Here is a 21544-nt window from a genome sequence, read left to right as displayed (position 1 = left end):
TCCGGGGCCCATCGCCTTACTCCCCGTTCCCGTTCATCTGCCCCGGCACCCGCATCGTCAGGATCGCCATGTCGTCCGACGCCGGCTCCGCGGCGAAGCGCTCCACGGTGCGCAGCACCCGGGCCGCCACCGCGCCGGCGGTGAGGCCCGTGCAGGTGGTGAGGACGTCCACCAGGCCCTCGTCGCCGAGCATGCGGGTGCCCTCGCGGCGTTCCGTGACGCCGTCGGTGACGCACAGGAGGACGTCGCCCGGGTCCAGGACCCATTCCTCGCTGTGGAGTTCCAGGTCGTCCATGACGCCCAGCAACGGCTGGGATTCCGTGGCCTGTTCCACCGTGCCGTCGGGGCGCAGGCGGAGCGGGGGCGGGTGGCCGGCGCAGACGGTTTTGAGGACTGCGCTGCCGTCCGGCTGGGGCCAGAGTTCGCCGTAGAGGAGGGTCAGGAAGCGGCCGCGGGCGCCCTCGTCGAGGATCGCGGCGTTGAGGCGCTCCAGGACCGCCGGGCCGCCGAAGCCCTCGCGGGCGAGCAGGCGCAGTGCCGTACGGGCGAGGCCCGTGACGGCGGCGGCTTCCGGGCCCGTACCGCAGACGTCTCCGATGGCGAAGCCGTAGGTGCCGTCCCGGATCTCGAAGAGGTCGTAGAAGTCGCCGCCCACCTCGTTGCCTTCGCCGGCGGGGCGGTAGATGACCTCGACCTCGACGCCGGGGATGTCCGGCAGGCCCGGGGGCAGGAGGCTGCGCTGGAGGGACTGGCTGATGGTGGTGCGCTCGGAGTAGAGGCGCGCGTTGTCGAGGGCGAGGGCCGCCCGGCGGGAGAGGTCCTCGGCGAGTTCGAGGATCTCCTGGCGGAAGTGCTCGTCGGTCGGCTTGCCCAGGACGAGCATGCCGATGACGCGGTTGCGTGCGACGAGCGGCAGCACAACGGTTTCGCCACCGACGGTGGCCGCAGTGGCGAGGGAGGTCTCGGCGTCCTCGGCGAGCGTCGTGTTGCCCACGATGCTGAGGCTGAGGAACGAGCTGCGCATCGCCAGCGTGTGCGCCGCGTCGCCCGGGCCGCGCCACTGGCGGGCGCCGGGGACGAGGACGGCGTCGGGCGGGTCGATGCGGGCGAGCAGCGCGCGCAGGTCGTCGATGCGCTCCTCGTCCTCGTGCAGGACGTAGCTGAGTTCGGGCTCCGACTGCTCGGGGAGGGTGTAGACGGCGCACCAGCTGGCGAGCGTGGGGACGATCATCTGGGCCATGAGGGCCAGCGTCTGGTCCCGGTCGAGGGTGCCGGCGAGCAGGTCGGAGGCTTCGACGAGGAAGGACAGGGAGCCGCGGCGCAGCCGTTCCAGCTCGCCGAGGCGGGCGGACTCGACGGCGAGTGCGATGCGGTCGGCGGCGAACTGGAGCCGTAGCGCTTCCTCGTTGGTGTAGCGGCCGGGCATCTCGGCGGCGACGCCGAGGGAGCCGGTGAGGCGGCCCTCGACCTTCAGCGGTACGGAGACCACGGAGCGCATGCCGGTCGCGGCCAGCAAAGGGACCGCGTCGGGGTCGGCCATCAGGTCTTCGTGGACGGACGGGAGGCGGGCGGAGCCGTAGCGTCCCGTGCCGGTCTCCACGGGGACGCGGGCGAACCGCTGGCGGGCGGAGGGCAGTCCGGTGGAGGCGCGTACCTCGAGTTCGGTCTCGTCGTCGGTGGCGAGCAGCAGGTACGCGGCGTCGCCGGCGAGCATGTCGCGGGCGCGTTCGACGGTGCGCTGGAGCAGGCCGTCGAGGTCGTCGGGGGAGGGGGTGCCGATGAACGCCTCGAAGGAGTCGCCGCCGGGGAAGGCACCGGTGCGGCCCTCGCTGCCGGGACTGTCGCCCGCGGGCGCGCGCAGCGGGCTCTGCAGGACGGCGCGTTCGCGGTCGCGGACCATGAGGCAGATCGTGGACGGGTCGCCGGCGGAGTTGCGCAGCCGCATGTGCGAGGCGTAGACGGGGGTGACCCGTCCGTCGTTGCAGCGGATGCCGTACGAGCCCTCCCAGCGGGAGAGTTGGAGCGCCTCGACCAGTCCGGTGCCGGTGCCGGGGGTGTGGGGCCAGGCGGCGAGGTCGCCGAGGGGCTTGCCGATGACCTTCTCGGGCTCGTAGCCGAAGAGGTCGCGGGCGTCGTCGTTCCACTCGCTGACCAGGCCGCCGCGGTCGATGCGGACGACGGCGACGCGGATGCGCTCCTCGGCCAGCGGCAGTTCGTCGACGGGCAGCTCGGGGCCGGCCGCGCGGGTGCCGGCGGGCGGCTCGGCGACGGTGAGCTGGAACCAGACGCGTTTGTGCTCCGCGGTGTAGTCGACGCCCCAGCGGCTGGCGAGGGCGGCGCAGAGCATCAGGCCGCGGCCGCCTTCGCGATCGAGGGGCGTGGGCTGGAGCTGCGGGCTGTGCAGCGGCAACTCGCGCTCGGCGTGCCGGTCCGCGACCTCGACCCGTACCGCGTCCGCCATCCGGACACAAAGGACGTCTACTGCCGTACCGGCGTGAATTATGGCGTTCGTCACAAGTTCACTGGTCAGTACGACGGCGTCGTCTGTAGCCTCGGGATAGCCCCAGCCCTGGAGGGTGTCGCGGACGAAGGTCCTGGCCGCGGCGACGGAGCGCCCGACCGGCTCGAAGGTGGCCGCAGCCCGCGCGGTGGTCACCAGCTCTCCTCTCGATGTGCCACTCTCCCGGCTGAAGGGATGGACGGCGGATGCCAGGGTACTTACCTTCACCCTGCGGACAGATGCCGGATCCTTCTCTTAACACTCGGAAAGTGCGCCTTAGCCGCCGAACTGTTATGGCCTGCCAGGGCCGGGGTGAAACACTGGGAAGGCTTCGGAGGGAGCCCGAGGCGAACGTCGACCCTGCGGGAGGGACACAGTGGAGTCTGACGCGAGTGCGCCGGGCGTGAGTCCGCGCACGAAGGGCGGGCGCTCCCGGACGCCCTCCGGGACGACACAGGTCGACACGGCCTCGTTGTATCGCCTGCTGGGCGCGCTGGAATCCATGCGCGACGGCAACTTCCGCAAGCGACTGCGGGTCGGCGGAGACGGCGTGATGTCGGAGATCGCCATGGTCTTCAACGAGGTCGCGGAGCGTAATCTGCACGTCACCGGAGAGCTGTCCCGGGTGCGGCGCATGGTCGGCCGCGAGGGCAAGCTCGCCGAGCGGCTGTCCGCGGGGCCCTGCGAGGGGTCGTGGGCGGCGGCGGTCGACGCGTCGAACGCGCTGGTCGACGATCTCGTACGCCCCCTGGCCGACGTCGGCAGGGTGCTGACGGCGGTGGCGGACGGCGATCTGCAGCAGCGCATGGACCTGCGGCCGCAGGGGCAGGACGGCGCCCCGCACCCGCTGCGGGGCGAGGTGCTCAAGATGGGCCGTACGGTCAACGGCCTGGTGGACCAGCTCTCGGTGTTCACGGACGAGGTGACCCGCGTCGCGAGCGAGGTCGGCACCGAGGGCAAGCTCGGCGGCCAGGCCAAGGTGCGCGGGATGTCCGGGTCCTGGAAGGACCTCACGGACTCCGTCAACACCATGGCGTACCGGCTGACGGCCCAGGTCCGCGACATCGCCCTGGTGACCACGGCGGTCGCAAAGGGCGACCTGTCGCGCAAGGTCACCGTGCACGTCGACGGCGAGATGCTGGAACTGAAGAACACCGTCAACACGATGGTCGACCAGCTCTCCGCGTTCTCCTCCGAGGTGACCCGGGTGGCCCGCGAGGTGGGCACCGAGGGCGAGCTGGGCGGGCAGGCCCAGGTCGAGGGCGTCGGCGGGGTGTGGAAGGACCTCACCGACAGCGTCAACCTGATGGCGGGCAACCTGACCGCCCAGGTGCGCGGCATCGCGCAGGTCACCACCGCGGTCGCCAACGGCGACCTGTCGCAGAAGGTGACCGTCAGCGCACGCGGCGAGGTCGCCCAGCTCGCGGACACGATCAACACCATGACCGAGACGCTGCGCACCTTCGCCGGCGAGGTCACGCGCGTGGCCAGCGAGGTCGGCGCGGAGGGGCGGCTCGGCGGCCAGGCCCAGGTGCCGGGCGCGGCGGGGATCTGGAAGGACCTCACCGACTCGGTGAACACGGCGTTCTCCAACCTCACCCGGCAGGTGCGGGAGTTCGCGCAGGTGACGACGGCGGTGGCCAACGGCGACCTGTCGCAGAAGGTCACCGTGGACGTCTCCGGCGAGATGCTGGAGCTGAAGAACACCGTCAACACCATGGTCGACCAGCTGTCGTCCTTCGGCGCCGAGGTCACGCGGGTGGCCCGCGAGGTCGGCGTGGAGGGCGAACTGGGCGGGCAGGCGCAGGTGGCCGGGGCCGCGGGCACGTGGAAGGACCTGGTCGACTCGGTCAACACGGCCTTCCGCAACCTGACGGGCCAGGTCCGCAACATCGCGCAGGTGACGACGGCGGTCGCGAACGGCGACCTGTCGCAGAAGGTCACCGTGGACGTCTCCGGCGAGATGCTCCAGCTGAAGAACACCGTGAACACGATGGTGGACCAGCTGTCCTCCTTCGCCGACCAGGTCACGCGGATGGCGCGGGACGTGGGCACGGAGGGCCGCCTCGGCGGCCAGGCGCGCGTCGAGGGCGTCTCGGGTACGTGGAAGGACCTGACCGACTCCGTCAACTCCATGGCGAGCAACCTGACGGGTCAGGTCCGCAACATCGCGCAGGTGACGACGGCGGTGGCCCGCGGCGATCTGTCGCAGAAGATCGAGGTCGACGCCCGCGGGGAGATCCTGGAGCTGAAGAACACCGTCAACACGATGGTCGATCAGCTGTCGTCGTTCGCCGAGCAGGTCACGCGGGTGGCGCGCGAGGTGGGCACGGAGGGCCGGCTCGGCGGGCAGGCCCGGGTGCAGGGCGTCGCCGGCGTCTGGCGGGACCTGACTGACTCGGTCAACTTCATGGCCGGCAACCTGACGGGTCAGGTCCGCAACATCGCGCAGGTCGCGACGGCGGTGGCGCGCGGTGACCTGTCGCAGAAGATCGACGTGGACGCCCGCGGGGAGATCCTGGAGCTGAAGAACACCATCAACACGATGGTGGACCAGCTCTCGTCGTTCGCGGACCAGGTCACGCGGGTCGCCAGCGAGGTCGGCACCGAGGGCAAGCTCGGCGGCCAGGCGGAGGTCAAGGGCGTCTCGGGTACGTGGAAGGACCTCACCCAGTCCGTCAACTCCATGGCGAACAACCTGACGTCGCAGGTGCGCAGCATCGCCGAGGTCACCACCGCGGTGGCCCGCGGCGACCTGTCCAAGAAGATCACGGTCGACGCGCGGGGCGAGATCCTCGAACTCGTGACGACGGTGAACACGATGGTCGACCAGCTGTCGTCGTTCGCCGAGCAGGTCACGCGGGTGGCGCGCGAGGTGGGCACGGAGGGCCAGCTCGGCGGCCAGGCGCGGGTGCGCGGGGTCTCGGGTATCTGGAAGGACCTCACCGACAACGTGAACCAGATGGCGGTCAACCTGACCAGCCAGGTGCGCAACATCTCCCAGGTCGCCACCGCCGTCGCCAACGGCGATCTGACCCGTACGGTCACGGTCGAGGCGCGCGGCGAGGTCCAGCAGCTCGCGGCCACCGTCAACACCATGGTCAAGACGCTGTCGTCGTTCGCCGCCGAAGTCACCCGCGTCGCCCGCGAGGTCGGCACGGACGGCCGGCTCGGCGGCCAGGCCCGCGTGCCCGGTGTCTCCGGTACGTGGAAGGACCTCACCGAGTCCGTGAACTCGATGGCGTCCAACCTCACCAACCAGGTCCGCAACATCGCCATGGTGACGACCGCCGTGGCCAGCGGGGACCTGTCGAAGAAGATCGACGTGGCCGCGCAGGGCGAGATCCTGGAGCTGAAGACCACGATCAACACGATGGTCGACCAGCTGTCGTCGTTCGGCGACGAGGTGACCCGGGTCTCCCGCGAGGTGGGCACCGAGGGCCGCCTGGGCGGGCAGGCGCGGGTGCGCGGGGTCTCCGGGATCTGGGAGGACCTCACGGACTCCGTCAACCTGATGGCGAACAACCTCACCAGCCAGGTGCGGCAGATCGCGCAGGTGGCCACCGCGGTGACCCGCGGCGACCTCAACCTCAAGATCGACGTGGACGCCTACGGCGAGATGATGGAGCTGCAGGACCACATCAACACGATGATCGTGAAGCTCCGTGAGACGACCATCGCCAACAAGGAGCAGGACTGGCTCAAGGGCAACCTCGCCCGCATCTCCGGTCTGCTCCAGGGCCGCCGCGACCTCGCCGACGTGGCGCGGCTCATCATGAGCGAGCTGACGCCGGTGGTCGCCGCGCAGCACGGCGCGTTCTTCCTCGTGCAGCGCTCCGGCGCCGAGGCCGTCGTCGAGATCGGCGCGGCAAGCGGGGACGACGCGTACGAGCTGCGCATGATCGGCTCATACGGGCACTCCGGGAACGAGCTGCCGCACATCCTGCGGCCGGGCGAGACGCTGGTGGGCACCGCCGCGCAGGAGCGGCGCCCGATCGTCGTCGAGAACGTCCCCAAGGGGTATCTGAAGATCGCCTCGGGGCTCGGCCAGGCGCCGCCGGCGCACGTCATCGTGCTCCCGCTGATCTTCGAGGGCCGGGTGCTGGGTGTGGTGGAGCTGGCGTCTTTCCAGCCGTTCACGCAGATCCAGAAGGACTTCCTGGGTCAGATCGCCGAGGTCATCGCCACCAGCGTCAACACCATCAGCGTCAACTCCAAGACCGAGGTGTTGCTCAGCCAGTCCCAGGAGCTGGCCGCGCAGCTGCGCGACCGGCAGGGCGAGCTGGAGGTGCGGCAGAAGGCGCTGCAGGAGTCGAACGCGGAGCTGGAGGAGAAGGCCGAGCTGCTGGCCCGGCAGAACCGCGACATCGAGATCAAGAGCAGCGAGCTGGAGGATGCCAAGCAGGGCCTGGAGGAACGGGCCGAGCAGCTGGCCGTCTCGATGCGGTACAAGTCCGAGTTCCTGGCGAACATGTCGCACGAGCTGCGCACGCCGCTGAACTCGCTGCTGATCCTGGCGAAGCTGCTCGCCGACAACGGCGACGGGAACCTGACGCCGAAGCAGGTGGAGTTCGCCGAGACGATCCACGGCGCGGGCTCGGACCTGCTGCAGCTGATCAACGACATCCTCGACCTGTCGAAGGTCGAGGCGGGCAAGATGGACGTGAGCCCCACCCGGATCGCGCTGGTGCAGCTCGTCGACTACGTGGAGGCGACGTTCCGGCCGCTGACGGCGGAGAAGGGCCTGGACTTCTCCGTACGGGTCTCGCCCGACCCGCCGGCGACGCTCAGCACCGACCAGCAGCGGCTGCTCCAGGTCCTGCGCAACCTGCTGTCGAACGCGGTGAAGTTCACCGACAGCGGTGCGGTGGAGCTGCTGATCCGCACCGCGAAGGACGACGTGCCGCAGGCCATCAAGGAACAGCTGCTGGAGCAGGGCGCGCTGCGTGACCCGGACGCCGAGCTGATCGCGTTCTCGGTGACGGACACGGGGATCGGCATCCCGTCGAACAAGATGGGCGTGATCTTCGAGGCGTTCAAGCAGGCCGACGGCACGACGAGCCGCAAGTACGGCGGCACGGGGCTGGGGCTGTCGATCAGCCGGGAGATCGCCCGGCTGCTGGGCGGCGAGATCCACGTCGACAGCGAGCCGGGTCGCGGCTCGACGTTCACGCTGTACCTGCCGCTGCACCCGACGGAGCTGCCCGCCCCGGGGCTGCCGGGCACGGGCGCCGCCGTCACGGGCGCGCTCGCGGCGGGCCTGGAGCAGGCCGAGGCGAAGGCCGCCGTGTCGGGAGGCGGGGCGGACATCAAGGCGCTGCCTTCCGGCCGTACGAGGAAGTCCTCTGACGGGCGCTCAGGAGCCGCGGGGGAGTCCGCCGGGCCGACGGGCGAGACGGGCGCCCAGGACGCCTCAGAGGCGCCTGGAGCCGCTTCCGGGGGCCTTTCCGCGGACGGCGGCGGGCTGGCGGAGGAGGTGGCGCAGCGTGCGGCGTCGCCGCGCTTCAAGGGCACGTTCCGCGGCGAGAAGGTGCTCATCGTCGACGACGACATCCGCAACGTCTTCGCCCTGACCAGCGTGCTGGAGCAGCACGGGCTCGCGGTGCTGTACGCCGAGAACGGGCGTGAGGGCATCGAGGTGCTGGAGCAGCACGAGGACGTGGCCGTGGTGCTGATGGACATCATGATGCCGGAGATGGACGGCTACGCCACGACGGAGGCAATCCGCCGGATGCCGCAGTTCGCCGGGCTCCCGATCATCGCGCTGACCGCGAAGGCGATGAAGGGCGACAAGGAGAAGAGCATCGAAGCGGGCGCATCGGACTACGTGACCAAACCGGTGGATACCGATAGATTGCTGTCCGTAATGACCGGCTGGATGAGCGGAGAGTAGTCAAATCACCGTGAATTACTGTTCTTTGATGACTCAGTGTGTCCAAATGCGTGTGAGAACGCGGGATTCCGGGAACCAAACTGATCGCAGGCGCGTTGTCGCTGGGTATGCAGTGACAACTCGGTGACAGGGTGTGGCGAGTCTCGGGGTGTGGATACGATGACCGGCACGAGGGCGGGCGGCACGGTGGGCACGTCTTTGGCGACGAGGACCGGCACACCGCCGGGGCGAGGAGGGCAGGCCATGGTGCAGAAGGCCAAGATTCTCCTGGTCGATGACCGGCCGGAGAACCTGCTGGCGCTGGAGGCCATCCTTTCCGCGCTTGATCAGCACCTGGTCCGGGCGTCGTCCGGGGAGGAAGCGCTCAAAGCGCTGCTGACCGAGGACTTCGCGGTGATCCTGCTGGACGTGCAGATGCCGGGCATGGACGGGTTCGAGACCGCGGCGCACATCAAGCGGCGCGAGCGCACCCGGGACATCCCGATCATCTTCCTCACGGCCATCAACCACGGCCCGCACCACACGTTCCGCGGCTACGCCGCCGGAGCCGTCGACTACATCTCCAAGCCCTTCGACCCCTGGGTGCTGCGGGCGAAGGTCTCGGTGTTCGTCGAGCTGTACATGAAGAACCTCCAGCTGCGCGAGCAGGCGGGCCTGCTGCGGCTGCAGCTCGAAGGCGCCCAGAAGGGCAACGGCGACGGGGCCGCCCAGACCGGGCTGCTCGCCGAGCTGTCCGCCCGGCTCGCCGCCGCCGAGGAGCAGGCCGAGGCGCTGTCGAAGCAGCTCAGCGGGGCCAACGCGGAGTCCGCCGTGGTCGCCACCGCGGCGCACCTGGAGCGGAAACTCACCGGGCTGCGCAAGGCGATTGACGCCCTGGAGCCGGGCTCCCGCCCCGACGCGGAGTAGCCCGGCCGGGCCGGCCGGGCCCGGGTGCGCGGCGGATGCGTACCTGCACGTCCTACGTGTCCCGTGCCTGCGCTCCCGGTAATCTCGCACCTATGGCCTCACGTACCTCTGGCAGCGGCAACTCCCGGCAGCGGTCCGGAGGTAGCACGGCCAAAAAGCCCGCGGCGAAGAAGGCACCCGCCAAGAAGCCGCCGGCGAAGGCCGCGGCCAAGAAGGCGCCGGCCAAGAAGCCCGCCCCCTCGCCGACCGCCGGGGTGCTGCGCCTGCTGCGTGCGGTCTGGCTCGGCCTGGCCCGCACCGTCGGCGCCCTCTTCCGCGGCATAGGGCGCGGCGCCAAGGGACTCGACCCCGCCCACCGCAAGGACGGCCTGGCGCTGCTGCTGCTGGGCATCGCCCTGATCGTCGCGGCCGGCACCTGGTCGAACCTGAAGGGCCCCGTGGGCGAGCTGGTCGAGATCCTGGTCACCGGCGCCTTCGGCCGCCTCGACCTGCTCGTGCCGATACTGCTCGCCACCATCGCCGTACGCCTCATCCGGCACCCGGAGAAGACGGAGGCCAACGGCCGTATCGTCATCGGGCTGTCCGCCCTGGTCATCGGCGTGCTCGGGCTCGTGCACCTGGCCTGCGGCACCCCGGGGCGCGGCGAGGGCACGCAGACCATCAGGGACTCCGGCGGGTTCATCGGCTGGGCCGTCTCCCGGCCGCTGGTCACCACCCTCGGCGACGTGCTCGCGCTGCCGCTGCTGGTGCTGCTGACCGTCTTCGGGCTGCTCGTCGTCACGGCCACGCCGGTCGCCGCCATCCCGGACCGGATCCACTCCGCGGGGGTGCGGCTCGGCCTCGTCCAGCCGCGGCCCGACCCGGCGGCGGTGGCCAAGGCGGAGGACTTCGACGACGACTGGCGCGACGGCCTGGTGCGTACGGACGAGGACGACGACGAGCCCCCGCCGCCGCCGCGCCGCCGCCGTACCCGCAAGGCGGCCCCCTCCGCGCCGTCCGCACCGGCCGCCCCCGCGCGCCGCAAGGCGGCCGACCGCGACTACGGCGGCATGGACCCCATCGACGCGGCCGCCGCCGCGGCCACCGACCTCGACGGCGCCGTGCTGCACGGCGTCCAGCCCTCCCCGCTGCTCGCCAACCTCACCCACGGCGTCGCCGAGCGCACCGGGGGCGTGCCGGCCGCGCGCGAGGAGTCGGGCGCGGCGGCCGGCGCGGAGGGGCCCGTACGCTCCGGGAGCCACGAGCACTCGGTCCCCGACCTGACCAAGCAGGCCGCCGAGCCCGACCCCAACGCGCTACCGCCCCGCGCCGAGCAGCTCCAGCTCTCCGGCGACATCACCTACGCGCTGCCGTCCCTCGACGTCCTGGAGCGCGGCGGCCCCGGCCGTACGCGCAGCGCCGCCAACGACGCCGTCGTGGCCTCACTGACCCAGGTCTTCACCGAGTTCAAGGTCGACGCCGCCGTCACCGGCTTCACCCGCGGCCCGACCGTCACGCGGTACGAGGTGGAGCTGGGCCCGGCCGTGAAGGTGGAGCGGATCACGGCGCTGACGAAGAACATCGCGTACGCCGTCGCCAGCCCCGACGTGCGCATCATCAGCCCCATCCCCGGCAAGTCCGCCGTCGGCATCGAAATCCCCAACAGCGACCGCGAGATGGTCAAGCTCGGTGACGTGCTGCGCTCAGCGGAGGCGGCGGGCGAGGAGCACCCGATGCTCGTCGGCCTCGGCAAGGACGTCGAGGGCGGCTACGTCTCGGCCAATCTGGCGAAGATGCCGCACATCCTCATCGCCGGCGCCACCGGCTCCGGCAAGTCCTCCTGCATCAACTGCCTGATCACCTCCGTGATGGCGCGGGCCACGCCGGAGGATGTGCGGATGGTGCTGGTCGACCCCAAGCGGGTCGAGCTGACCGCCTACGAGGGCATCCCGCACCTGATCACGCCGATCATCACCAACCCCAAGCGGGCCGCCGAGGCGCTGCAGTGGGTGGTCCGCGAGATGGACCTGCGCTACGACGACCTCGCCGCGTTCGGCTACCGGCACATCGACGACTTCAACGCCGCCGTCCGCTCCGGCAAGGCCACCGCCCCGCCCGGCAGCGAGCGGGAGCTGTCCCCGTACCCGTACCTGCTGGTGATCGTCGACGAGCTGGCGGACCTCATGATGGTCGCGCCGCGGGACGTCGAGGACGCGATCGTACGGATCACGCAGCTCGCCCGCGCCGCCGGCATCCACCTGGTCCTCGCCACCCAGCGCCCCAGCGTCGACGTCGTCACCGGGCTCATCAAGGCCAACGTGCCCTCCCGGCTGGCCTTCGCCACCTCCTCCCTCGCCGACAGCCGCGTCATCCTCGACCAGGCCGGCGCCGAGAAGCTGATCGGCAAGGGCGACGGGCTGTTCCTGCCGATGGGTGCGAACAAGCCGGTCCGGCTGCAGGGCGCGTACATCGAAGAGGACGAGATCGCCACGGTCGTGCAGCACTGCAAGGACCAGATGGCGCCGGTCTTCCGCGAGGACGTCGTGGTCGGCGGGGCGAAGAAGAAGGAGATCGACGAGGGGATCGGCGACGACCTCGACCTGCTGTGCCAGGCGGCGGAGCTGGTGGTCTCCACGCAGTTCGGCTCGACGTCGATGCTGCAGCGCAAGCTGCGGGTCGGGTTCGCCAAGGCGGGGCGGCTGATGGACCTGATGGAGTCACGCGGCATCGTCGGTCCGAGTGAGGGTTCGAAGGCCCGGGACGTACTCATCAAACCGGATGAAATGGACGGAGTGCTCGCCCAGCTGCGGGGGCAGGATCATCCGTAACGATGAAGAGGGCAACCGGTTCGGCGTCTGATGCGTCACATCAATGGGCCGGGCGGGTGATCCCGCGGTCGGGCAGTACGTCTATCCCGATGGCCCATTAAGTGTGCTCGACCGGTTGGCCGATCCTTTTACAACCCCCCTAGACTGAACACCCGGCAGGTGGCTCACCCCGAAAGGCGCCCACGTGTCCCTCGGCAACTCCCCCACAGGCGACCGTCCTTCCGTCGGTCGCGCACTTCAGCAGGCCCGCCTTGACGCCAAGCTGTCCGTTGAACAGGTCAGCTTGTCCACGCGTGTGCGCATTCCGATCATTCATGCCATCGAACAGGACGATTTCTCCCGCTGCGGCGGTGACGTCTACGCCCGCGGGCATGTGCGAACCCTTGCGCGGGCGGTCGGTCTGGAGGCCGAGGAGCTCGTCGCGCAGTACGACGCGGAGCACGGCGGCCGGCCCGTGCCGACACCCGCCGCCCCGATGTTCGAGGCCGAGCGCATCCGCCCCGAGCCGCGCCGCCCCAACTGGACCGCCGCGATGGTCGCCGCGATCGTGGCCGTCGTCGGCTTCGTGGGGTTCACCGTCTTCACCGGCGGCGACGAGGAGGAGCCGGACGGCTCCGCCGTGGCCGGGGAGTCGCAGGGGTCCGACAAGCCGAAGGACCCGGACACGGGCAAGGACGCCGGCGAGGACAAGCAGAGCCCGCAGCCCTCGGAGAGCGCGGTGGCCGGTGCCCCGCCGGACAAGGTGACGCTGCGGGTCGTCGCCGCGGACGGGCAGAGCTGGATCTCCGCGCAGGGCGCCGACGGGCGTGAGCTGGAGGAGGGCGTCCTCGCCCAGGGCGACTCCGTGACCGTCACCGACAGCGAGAAGATCTACCTCGTCCTCGGCAACGCCGGCGGCGTCGACCTGTTCGTCAACGGCAAGCAGATCGCCGAGGACTTCCAGCCCGGCGAGGTCGAGCGGCTGACGTACACCAAGGGCGATCCCGAGGCCGGCTGACCGGGCCCGCCGGGCGGCGTCGCGGGCCCGGCCTGCGGCAAGGCTCGCACGTCCGTACCCTCGCTCGCCCGTGCTTCGGGCACGCGTACGGAATGCGGCTGGTGGGCGGCGGTTTGCGGGCGCGGGACGAAGTAGGCTGAGCCCATGCCAGAACGCCGTACCGTCGCCCTCGTCACGCTTGGCTGCGCCCGGAACGAGGTGGACTCCGAGGAGCTTGCGGGCCGCCTTGCGGCGGACGGCTGGGACCTCGTCACGGACGCCGCCGCCGCGGACGTCGCCGTCGTGAACACCTGCGGGTTCGTCGAAGCCGCCAAGAAGGACTCCGTCGACGCCCTGCTGGAGGCCAACGACCTCAAGGACACGGGCCGTACGCAGGCCGTCGTCGCCGTCGGCTGCATGGCCGAGCGGTACGGCAAGGAGCTGGCCGACGCGCTCCCGGAGGCGGACGGTGTCCTCGGCTTCGACGACTACGCCGACATCTCGGTGCGGCTGCAGACCATCCTCTCCGGCGGCAGTCACGACGCGCACACCCCGCGGGACCGGCGCAAGCTGCTGCCGATCAGCCCCGCGGAGCGGCAGGACGCCGCCGCCCGCGGCGCGGCGGCGCTGCCGGGCCACGGGGACACGGGCGCCGCCGCTGCCGATGCCGCCGCCGCGCCCGCCGACCTGCCCGCCGGGGTCGCCCCCGCCTCCGGGCCGCGGCCGCCGCTGCGCCGCCGGCTCGGCTCCGGGCCCGTCGCCTCGGTCAAGCTGGCCTCCGGCTGCGACCGCCGATGTACGTTCTGCGCCATCCCCTCCTTCCGCGGCTCCTTCGTCTCCCGCCGCCCCTCCGACGTCCTCGGCGAGACCCGCTGGCTGGCGGAGCAGGGTGTACGGGAGGTCATGCTCGTCTCGGAGAACAACACCTCGTACGGCAAGGACCTCGGCGACGTGCGGCTGCTGGAGACGCTGCTGCCCGAACTGGCCGCCGTGCCCGGCATCGAGCGGATCCGGGTCAGCTATCTGCAGCCCGCCGAGATGCGCCCCGGGCTGATCGACGTGCTGACGTCGACGGAGAAGGTGGCGCCCTACTTCGACCTGTCCTTCCAGCACTCCGCCCCCGAAGTGCTGCGCGCCATGCGCCGCTTCGGGGACACCGAGCGGTTCCTGCACCTCCTGGCGGAGATCCGCTCGCGGGCGCCGGAGGCGGGTGCGCGGTCGAACTTCATCGTCGGCTTCCCCGGCGAGACCGAGCGGGACGTCGAGGAACTGGAGCGCTTCCTCACCGCCGCGCGGCTGGACGCCGTGGGCATCTTCGGCTACTCGGACGAGGAGGGCACGGAGGCCGCGGGATACGGGTCGAAGGTGGCGCCGGAGGCGGTCGCCGAGCGGCTGGCGCACATGACGCGGCTGGCGGAGGAGCTGACGGCCCAGCGGGCCGAGGAGCGGGTGGGGGAGACGATACGGGTCCTGGTGGACGCCGTGGAGGACGCCCCGGACCCCGACGGGGACGCCGGGGCGGACGCCGGGGGCGAGGAGGTCGTCGGCCGCGCGGCGCACCAGGCGCCGGAGACGGACGGCGTGACGCTGCTCGCCGGCGGGAGCGCCCGGCAGGCGGCACCGGGGGCGCTGGTCACCGCGAAGGTGGTGGCGAGCGAGGGGGTGGACCTGGTGGCCGAGCCGATAGGCGAGCCCGATCGGCGGCGGCCCCGGGAGCCGGCCGAGGAGGCCGCGAGATGAGCCCCGCCCCGGCCGTCGGTCAGGCCGGTCTGTGGAACATCGCCAACGTCCTGACCATGGTGCGGCTGCTGCTCGTACCGGCGTTCGTGGTGCTCATGGCCGCCCACGGCGGCCATGACCCGGCGTGGCGCTCGTTCGCATGGGCCGCCTTCACGGTCGCCATGATCACCGACCTCTTCGACGGGGAGCTGGCCCGCCGCTACGACCTCGTCACCGACTTCGGCAAGATCGCCGACCCCATCGCCGACAAGGCGATCATGGGTGCCGCGCTGATCTGCCTGTCGGCGCTGGGCGACCTGCCCTGGTGGGTGACGATCGTGATCCTGGCGCGGGAGATCGGCATCACCCTCATGCGGTTCTGGGTGATCAGGCACGGTGTGATCCCGGCCAGCCGGGGCGGGAAGCTGAAGACCCTGGCCCAGGGGGTGGCCGTGGGCATGTACATCCTCACCCTCACCGGACCGCTCGCCACACTGCGCTTCTGGGTCATGGCCGCCGCCGTGGTCCTGACCGTGGTGACCGGCCTGGACTACGTCAAGCAGGCGATCGTGCTCCGCCGCAGGGGGCTGGCCGCCGAACGGGAGCAGAGAGTCCAGTGACCACACAGAACACCGGCGGGACCGCCGCCGACGTGCTAGCCCTGTGCGAGGAGCGCGGCGTCACCCTCGCCGTCGCCGAATCCCTCACCGGCGGTCTCCTCGCCGCCGAGATCACCGCGGTGCCCGGCGCCTCCCAGGCGTTCCGGGGCGCCGTCGTCGCGTACGCGACCGACCTCAAGCGGGACGTGCTCGGCGTCGACAGCTCGCTGCTCGCCCAGCGCGGTGCCGTCGACGGCGAGGTCGCCCGGCAGATGGCCGCCGGGGTGCGCTGGCGGCTCGGCGCCGACTGGGCGGTCGCGACGACGGGCGTCGCCGGCCCCGATCCGCAGGACGGGCAGCAGCCGGGTACCGTCTTCGTCGCCGTAGCCGGTCCCGAGGGACGCAGCGAGACCCGGTCGCTGAACCTGGCAGGGTCTCGCACGGAGATCCGCACGGCTGCCGTCGGGGAGGCACTGGCGCTGCTGCGGCGCCACCTGGACGCGGCACCGAAGGGGCAAGACGGGCGGAAATACCCGGAAAATCCTGATCAGGAGGCCCCGTATTCCTCGCTTGGCGAACGGTGAAGATGACTTCCGTCGCCGCACTGTCACGGTCCGAGGCGGTACGGTGGAGCAGAGAGGATCCGGACCCGAGGTCCTAGGAGGGAGCCACGCATGATTCTGCTCCGTCGCCTGCTGGGTGACGTGCTGCGCCGGCAGCGACAGCGCCAGGGCCGGACGCTGCGCGAGGTTTCCTCGTCAGCGCGTGTCTCTCTCGGCTATCTGTCGGAGGTCGAGCGAGGCCAGAAGGAAGCCTCCTCCGAACTGCTCAACTCGATCTGTGAAGCACTGGACGTCCGGATGTCCGAGCTGATGCGTGAGGTGAGCGGCGAGCTCGCCCTCGCGGAGCTGGCCCAGTCCGCCGCGGCCACCGAGCCCATTCCCGCCCCCGTGCGGTCGTTCACCGTGACCTCGGTGACGGGGATGCCCGACGAGCGAGTCACCATCAAGGCCCCGAAGGAGCCGGATCCCGTCGCGGCCTGAGCGTAGAGAGCCTGGCACGAGAGCCCGGTCCGCCGTTCCCGGCGGAGCCGGGCTCTCGGCTTGCCCGCTGCCGCGCGCTCCTGCCCGGCCGGGCGCCCACCGGTGCTGCCGCCGGGCCGGTCACCCGCCCGGCTGGCAGCGCGGGCACCAGTACGTCACACGCTCGTCCGCCGTCTCCCCCTGCGCCCGTCTGCGCACCGCCGTCCCGCAGCGCAGGCACGGCCTGCCCCCGCGGCCGTAGACCCACAGCCGCCGGTCGGGGCGCCGGGAGGGCGTCGTCGTACGGGCCACGCGGTCCCGGTTCGCCTCCAGCAGCCGCTTCGCGGCGGCGACGAGCCGGGCGGGCTCGGGGAGCGCGGCGACCGGGGCGTACGGGCTGACGCCGGCCAGGAAGCACAGCTCCGACTTGTAGACGTTGCCGATCCCGGCCAGATTGCGCTGGTCGAGCAGGGCCTCGCCGAGCGGCCGTGCGGGGTCGGCGAGCAGCCGCCGCTCCGCCTCGGCCGGATCCCAGCCGGGGCCGAGCAGGTCGGGGCCGAGGTGGCCGACGACCCGGTCCTCCGCCTCGGTGCGCAGCAACTCCAGCACGGGCAGGCGGTATCCGACGGCGGTGCTGTCGGCGTTGCCGAGGACGGCGCGGATCTGGTGCCCGGGACCGCCGCGCCACCGCTCCCCGTCCGCGTACGTGATCCAGGCGCCCTCCATCCGCAGGTGCGAATGGAGCGTGAGACCGCCCTCGACGCGGGTCAGCAGGTGCTTGCCGCGCGGAACGACCTCGGTGACCTCGCGGCCGGTGAGGTCGGCCGTGGCCAGCTTGGGCACGCGCAGGTCGCAGCGGGTGAGCCGGCGGCCCGCCAGCGCCTCGTGCAGCAGGCGGGCGGTGCGCCAGACGGTGTCTCCTTCGGGCACGCTCCCATCGTGCCAGGGCGTGACCGGCGGCGGGCCGGTCACGGTGCCCGGTCGCCGGGGCGTGCGGGCGGTGTGGTCGATCGTCCGACCCCGTGGCGGCAGCGGTCCGGATCCGGTTCGTTGACCGGGAATTCGGCCGATGTTATCGTTACCATCGCTTAACTGTTCGGATGGACATGTCAACGTCGTGGCAGAGGGATCAGCAGGACCGGCACCAATCGAAGAGCAGGGCGTGACGAGACGCAGGGGGCAATACGTCCATGAGATCTCGGAAGTTCCGGATGCCGCACCGTCTGCTTTCCGGACTGATGGCCGTCGGAGTGACGGCCGGCTTGCTCGTCGGGGCCGGTGACCCGCCCGCCGCGTTCGCGGGCAGCGCCGCGGCGCAGGAGGGCGCCCCCGAGCGCGACTATGTGGAGCTGGTGAACCCGTGGATCGAGGCGGACATCGGCCGGTTCTTCTTCTTCCAGTCGGCCGGCAACCCGTTCGGCATGGTCAAGCTGCGCCCCGACACCAGCACACACCATGCGCGGAACACGGGCTATCGCAAGAACGAGAACGACGTCAAGGGCTTCAGCCACCTCCATGACTGGCAGCTCTCCGGGGTGCAGGTCATGCCCACGTCCGGCGACAGCGTTCCCAAGCTGGACGGCGACGTCGGATGGCAGTCCCATGTCGAGCACGACGACAGCGAGGTCGCCGAACCCGGCTACCACAGGCTGCATCTCGACCGCTACGACATCGACGCCGAACTCACGGCGACCGACCGGGTGGGGATGCACCGCTACACCTACCGCCGGGGCGGCCCGAGCGAGATCGTCGTCAACCTCGCCGGCGTCCTCGGCGAGGCCGTGATGGAGAACGCACGCGTCACGAAGGTCAGCGACCGCGAGCTGGAAGGCTACGTCGTCCAGCACGGCGAGCGATACCCCGGCAGGCACGGGACGAAGCTGTTCTTCAACATCCGCTTCGACAGGTCTTTCGACGCCCTGCACGGTTGGGCGGACGGCGAGCTGGTCGACGAGGGCGCCGCCGTCGACGAGGTGGCCGGCCCCGACGCGGGCGTGTACGTGAGCTACGACCACCTCGACGCGGGCGACCAGGTCCGGATGAAGGTCGCCCTGTCCTTGACGGGCACCGACGGAGCCCGGCGCAATCTCGAAGCGGAGCTGCCCGGCTGGGACTTCGACGGAGCAAGGGCCGACTCCCAGGACCGCTGGAACGAGATGCTGGGCCGGATCGACGTACGGGGCGGAACCGAGCAGCAGCAGGTGAAGTTCTACACCGACCTGTTCCACGTTCTGTGCGGTCGGAGCGTCGTCAGTGACGCCGACGGCGCGTACATGGACGACACGTGGAACAACGGCAAGGTCAAGCGGATTCCGACCGACCGCCACGGCGAACCGGAGTTCGCCATGTACAACTACGACGCCTTGTGGCTGACCCAGTGGAACGTCAACTCGGTACTCGGCCTCGCCTACCCGGAGGTCTACTCCAGTTTCGTCAGGTCGCAGCTGCAGATGTACGAGGACGGCGGACTGCTTCCCCGGGCACCCGTGGCGGGCAACTATTCGATGGTGATGACCGGATCGCCCGTCACGTCGTTCATCACGGGCGCGTGGAACAAGGGCATCCGCGACTTCGACATCGACGAGGCCTTCGATGCGATGCTCGACGCGCAGTCGCTGGGCGGGTTGTACGACAAGGCGTCCTCCGACTATCTCAACTGGGGTACCGGCGGCAACCGTTCGTACCTCGACCTCGGCTACGTGTCGACCGAGGAGACGGGTGAAAGCGCCGGGCAGACGCTTGAGTACGCGCATCAGGACTGGGCGCTCGGGCAACTCGCAAGCCGGCTTCGCAAACGGGGCATCAACGCGGCCCAGTACGCCACCGCGACGGCCTCCTCCCGGCTCGACGCCGCGCACGGTGCGCAACGGGCCGTCGACGGGCGGCCGTTGCGCGCACCGACGGACGTCGCGTGGCGATCGAACGGTGAGCGGAACCCGTGGATCGAGCTGGCGTGGGACAAGCCCCGCCGCCTCCACCGGATCGCCATCAGCGACCTGGCCGATCCGGACAGCAACGTGCGCGCCGGCGAACTCCGGTTCGGCGACGGCAGCAGAATCAAGGTGCGCGACATCCCCTCGGACGGGACGGCGAAGGTCGTCCGGTTCCGGGCCCGGAAGGTCGACTCCGTGCGGTTCACCGCGACCGGCGGCCAGGGTGAGAACGTCGGCATCAGCGAGATCGAGACCTGGGACGACACCGATGTCGGAGACTTCCTCACGCAGCGGTCCCGCAACTGGCGCAACGTCTACGACGACCGGACCGGATTCGTCCGTCCGCGGCACGCGGACGGCAGTTGGCAGCAGAACTTCGACCCGCTGTCGACGAGCGGCTTCGTGCAGGCGAACTCGTGGCAGACGACCTGGTTCACGTCGCACGATGTGATGGGGCTCGCCAACCTCATGGGCGGGGAGACCGCGTACGCCGACAAGCTCGACTACGCGTTCCGGCGAGCCGAGCCGGCGCGCTTCTTCGGGGGCTACGGCGAGGGCCACGTCAGCTACGGCAACCAGCCCGGTCTGCAGGTCGCGCACCTGTTCAACTACGTCGGCCGCCCCTGGCTGTCCCAGTACTGGGTGCGTCAGATCAAGGAGGAGGTGTACGGCTCGACCGCGACGGACGACGGGTACGGGCACCACGACGAGGACCAGGGCCAGATGGGCGGCATCAGCGCACTGATGGCGATCGGGCTGTTCGAGGTGACCGGCGCCGGTCTGGAGCATCCCGTCTACGACATCACCTCGCCCGTCTTCGACGAGATCACGATCAAGCTCGATCAGGAGTACTACGAAGGTGACGAGTTCCGCATCGTCACGCATGGCAACTCGGCCGACAACATGTACATCCAGCAGGCGAAGCTGAACGGCAAGCGCCTCGGCAACGCGTGGTTCCGTCACGACCAACTCGCGGCCGGCGGCACGCTGGAGCTGTGGATGGGCCCCGAGCCGAACAAGAAGTGGGGCGTCGACAAGCTCCCGCCTTCGGTGACGCCATCCGCGGGCAAGCGGCCCGTGCTCGCCACCGGCATCGAGATCTCCGGGCCCGACCGGGTCGTCGAGCCGTACGGCTCGGCACCGTACGAGGGGAAGGTGACACCGGACGACACCGTGCTGAAGGAGGTCTACTGGTCGGTCACCGAACCGGACGGTTCTCCGACGAAGAAGGCGACGATAGACCGGTTCACCGGTCGCCTCACCGTCAACCACCGCGATGGCGAGGTGGTCGTCACGGCGACCGCGGCGGACAGCGGCCGGGTGACGGCCGCCAAGCAGGTCGACATCGCCCCGGACCGCGACCTGCTGCGCGGCAACGCCGCCCGCTGGCCGGGTGTCGCGGCCGACGCGTCGTCGCAGTTCAATGCGGGCTACGCTCCCGAGAAGGCCGTCGACGGCGTGACAGGCCGTGCGGACGAGGGGGACTGGGCATCCGCCGGAGAGCAGGATCCGTGGATTCGGCTGGACTGGGAGGAACCGGTGCGGGCCGACCGGATCGTGCTCCATGACCGGCCCGGTCGCGACGACGCCAACGGCGGGACGCTCACCTTCAGCGACGGCAGTTCGGTCGAGGTCGCGGACATCCCGGCCGACGGCTCCCCCAGGACCGTCACCTTCGACACGAAGACCTTCGACTCGGTGCGCTTCCAGGTCGAGGGCGGCACCGGTCCCAACGTCGGACTGTCGGAGTTCGAGGTCCACGCCCTCCCCGAGGCGCCGGAGCAGCCACGACACGTCGCAGCCGACGCGGGCACCGGATCGGCGACGATCACCTGGGACCCTCCGGGGTTCGACGGCGGGGTACCCCTCACCGGGTACGTCGTCACGCCGTACCGCGCGGACCAGGCGCTGGATCCGGTCGACGTGAGCGAGGCCGGCACCACCGAGGTCACCGTGCCGGGCCTCGAGGCAGGCGCGGCGTACACCTTCACGGTCACCGCCCGCAACATGACCGGCTCCGGCCCGGAGAGCCTGCCGAGCAACGAGGTGAGGCCCGAATAGCCGGCAGCAGCGCGTAGCGGCCGCCTCCCGCCCGGGCCCCCGACCTCGGCTCGTGCGGGAGGCGGCGTGCGTCCCGCGCGCCGTCCCCCCGGCCGGGGTGGGGATAGGCCCACCCAGGTCCGGGGGCT

Annotated in this window: 11 protein-coding genes; 9 read left to right on the top strand and 2 right to left on the bottom strand. The window is 70.9% G+C overall.

Going from position 1 to position 21544, the window contains the following annotated elements; all coding sequences use genetic code 11:
- Nucleotides 1–16 precede the first annotated feature (16 nt).
- Nucleotides 17–2656 carry a SpoIIE family protein phosphatase gene (locus LG396_RS36370; RefSeq protein WP_100300919.1) on the bottom strand — a complete coding sequence of 880 codons (2640 nt, stop codon included), beginning with the start codon at nucleotides 2654–2656 and terminating at the stop codon, nucleotides 17–19.
- A 346-nt stretch (nucleotides 2657–3002) separates the two neighbouring features.
- Here LG396_RS36370 and LG396_RS36365 point away from each other — a divergent pair, with 346 nt between their 5' ends.
- From LG396_RS36365 to LG396_RS36330, 8 genes are all read left to right on the top strand, one after another.
- A complete protein-coding gene (locus tag LG396_RS36365; RefSeq protein ID WP_225797982.1) occupies nucleotides 3003–8393 on the top strand; it encodes a HAMP domain-containing protein in 5391 nt (1796 codons plus the stop codon).
- A gap of 243 nt (nucleotides 8394–8636) precedes the next feature.
- A complete protein-coding gene (locus LG396_RS36360) occupies nucleotides 8637–9299 on the top strand; it encodes a response regulator (protein WP_018838062.1) in 663 nt (220 codons plus the stop codon).
- Between the two features lie 92 nt (nucleotides 9300–9391).
- Nucleotides 9392–12106, top strand: coding sequence for a DNA translocase FtsK (locus tag LG396_RS36355; RefSeq protein ID WP_225797980.1), 2715 nt, complete (start codon nucleotides 9392–9394; stop codon nucleotides 12104–12106).
- A gap of 184 nt (nucleotides 12107–12290) precedes the next feature.
- A complete protein-coding gene (locus tag LG396_RS36350; protein WP_225797979.1) occupies nucleotides 12291–13103 on the top strand; it encodes a helix-turn-helix domain-containing protein in 813 nt (270 codons plus the stop codon).
- Between the two features lie 144 nt (nucleotides 13104–13247).
- On the top strand, nucleotides 13248–14822 hold the full coding sequence (rimO, locus tag LG396_RS36345; protein ID WP_225797978.1) for a 30S ribosomal protein S12 methylthiotransferase RimO: 1575 nt from the start codon (nucleotides 13248–13250) through the stop codon (nucleotides 14820–14822).
- Nucleotides 14819–15421, top strand: coding sequence for a CDP-diacylglycerol--glycerol-3-phosphate 3-phosphatidyltransferase (gene pgsA / locus LG396_RS36340; RefSeq protein WP_018838066.1), 603 nt, complete (start codon nucleotides 14819–14821; stop codon nucleotides 15419–15421). Before rimO ends, pgsA begins: the two co-directional genes overlap by 4 nt.
- Nucleotides 15418–15984, top strand: a complete 567-nt coding sequence (locus tag LG396_RS36335; RefSeq protein ID WP_018838067.1) for a CinA family protein — start codon at nucleotides 15418–15420, stop codon at nucleotides 15982–15984. The genes pgsA and LG396_RS36335 overlap by 4 nt, the downstream gene beginning before the upstream one ends.
- 90 nt (nucleotides 15985–16074) lie before the next feature.
- Nucleotides 16075–16443 (top strand): helix-turn-helix domain-containing protein, encoded by a 369-nt coding sequence (locus LG396_RS36330; RefSeq protein ID WP_018838068.1) that lies wholly within the window; start codon nucleotides 16075–16077, stop codon nucleotides 16441–16443.
- Between the two features lie 120 nt (nucleotides 16444–16563).
- Here the strand turns inward: LG396_RS36330 and LG396_RS36325 are convergent, their stop codons facing one another.
- Nucleotides 16564–17352 carry an Fpg/Nei family DNA glycosylase gene (locus tag LG396_RS36325; RefSeq protein WP_225797977.1) on the bottom strand — a complete coding sequence of 263 codons (789 nt, stop codon included), beginning with the start codon at nucleotides 17350–17352 and terminating at the stop codon, nucleotides 16564–16566.
- 281 nt (nucleotides 17353–17633) lie between these two features.
- On the opposite strand from LG396_RS36325, the gene LG396_RS36320 reads away from it, so the two are divergent.
- Entirely contained in the window at nucleotides 17634–21416 is a 3783-nt protein-coding gene (locus LG396_RS36320) for a glycoside hydrolase domain-containing protein (protein WP_225797981.1), read from the top strand.
- The last annotated feature ends 128 nt before the right edge of the window (nucleotides 21417–21544 follow it).

It is taken from the genome of Streptomyces aculeolatus, assembly GCF_020400605.1.
Lineage (GTDB): Bacteria > Actinomycetota > Actinomycetes > Streptomycetales > Streptomycetaceae > Streptomyces > Streptomyces aculeolatus.
This window is presented reverse-complemented; position numbering and strand designations above follow the sequence as displayed.

Excerpts from the sequence above, each read along its gene's own strand:
- LG396_RS36365 (WP_225797982.1), top strand. The coding sequence starts at position 3,003 with ATGCGCGACGGCAACTTCCGCAAGCGACTGCGGGTCGGCGGAGACGGC.
- LG396_RS36360 (WP_018838062.1), top strand. The coding sequence starts at position 8,637 with ATGGTGCAGAAGGCCAAGATTCTCCTGGTCGATGACCGGCCGGAGAAC.
- LG396_RS36355 (WP_225797980.1), top strand. The coding sequence starts at position 9,392 with ATGGCCTCACGTACCTCTGGCAGCGGCAACTCCCGGCAGCGGTCCGGA.
- rimO (WP_225797978.1), top strand. The coding sequence starts at position 13,248 with ATGCCAGAACGCCGTACCGTCGCCCTCGTCACGCTTGGCTGCGCCCGG.
- pgsA (WP_018838066.1), top strand. The coding sequence starts at position 14,819 with ATGAGCCCCGCCCCGGCCGTCGGTCAGGCCGGTCTGTGGAACATCGCC.
- LG396_RS36330 (WP_018838068.1), top strand. The coding sequence starts at position 16,075 with ATGATTCTGCTCCGTCGCCTGCTGGGTGACGTGCTGCGCCGGCAGCGA.
- LG396_RS36320 (WP_225797981.1), top strand. The coding sequence starts at position 17,634 with ATGCCGCACCGTCTGCTTTCCGGACTGATGGCCGTCGGAGTGACGGCC.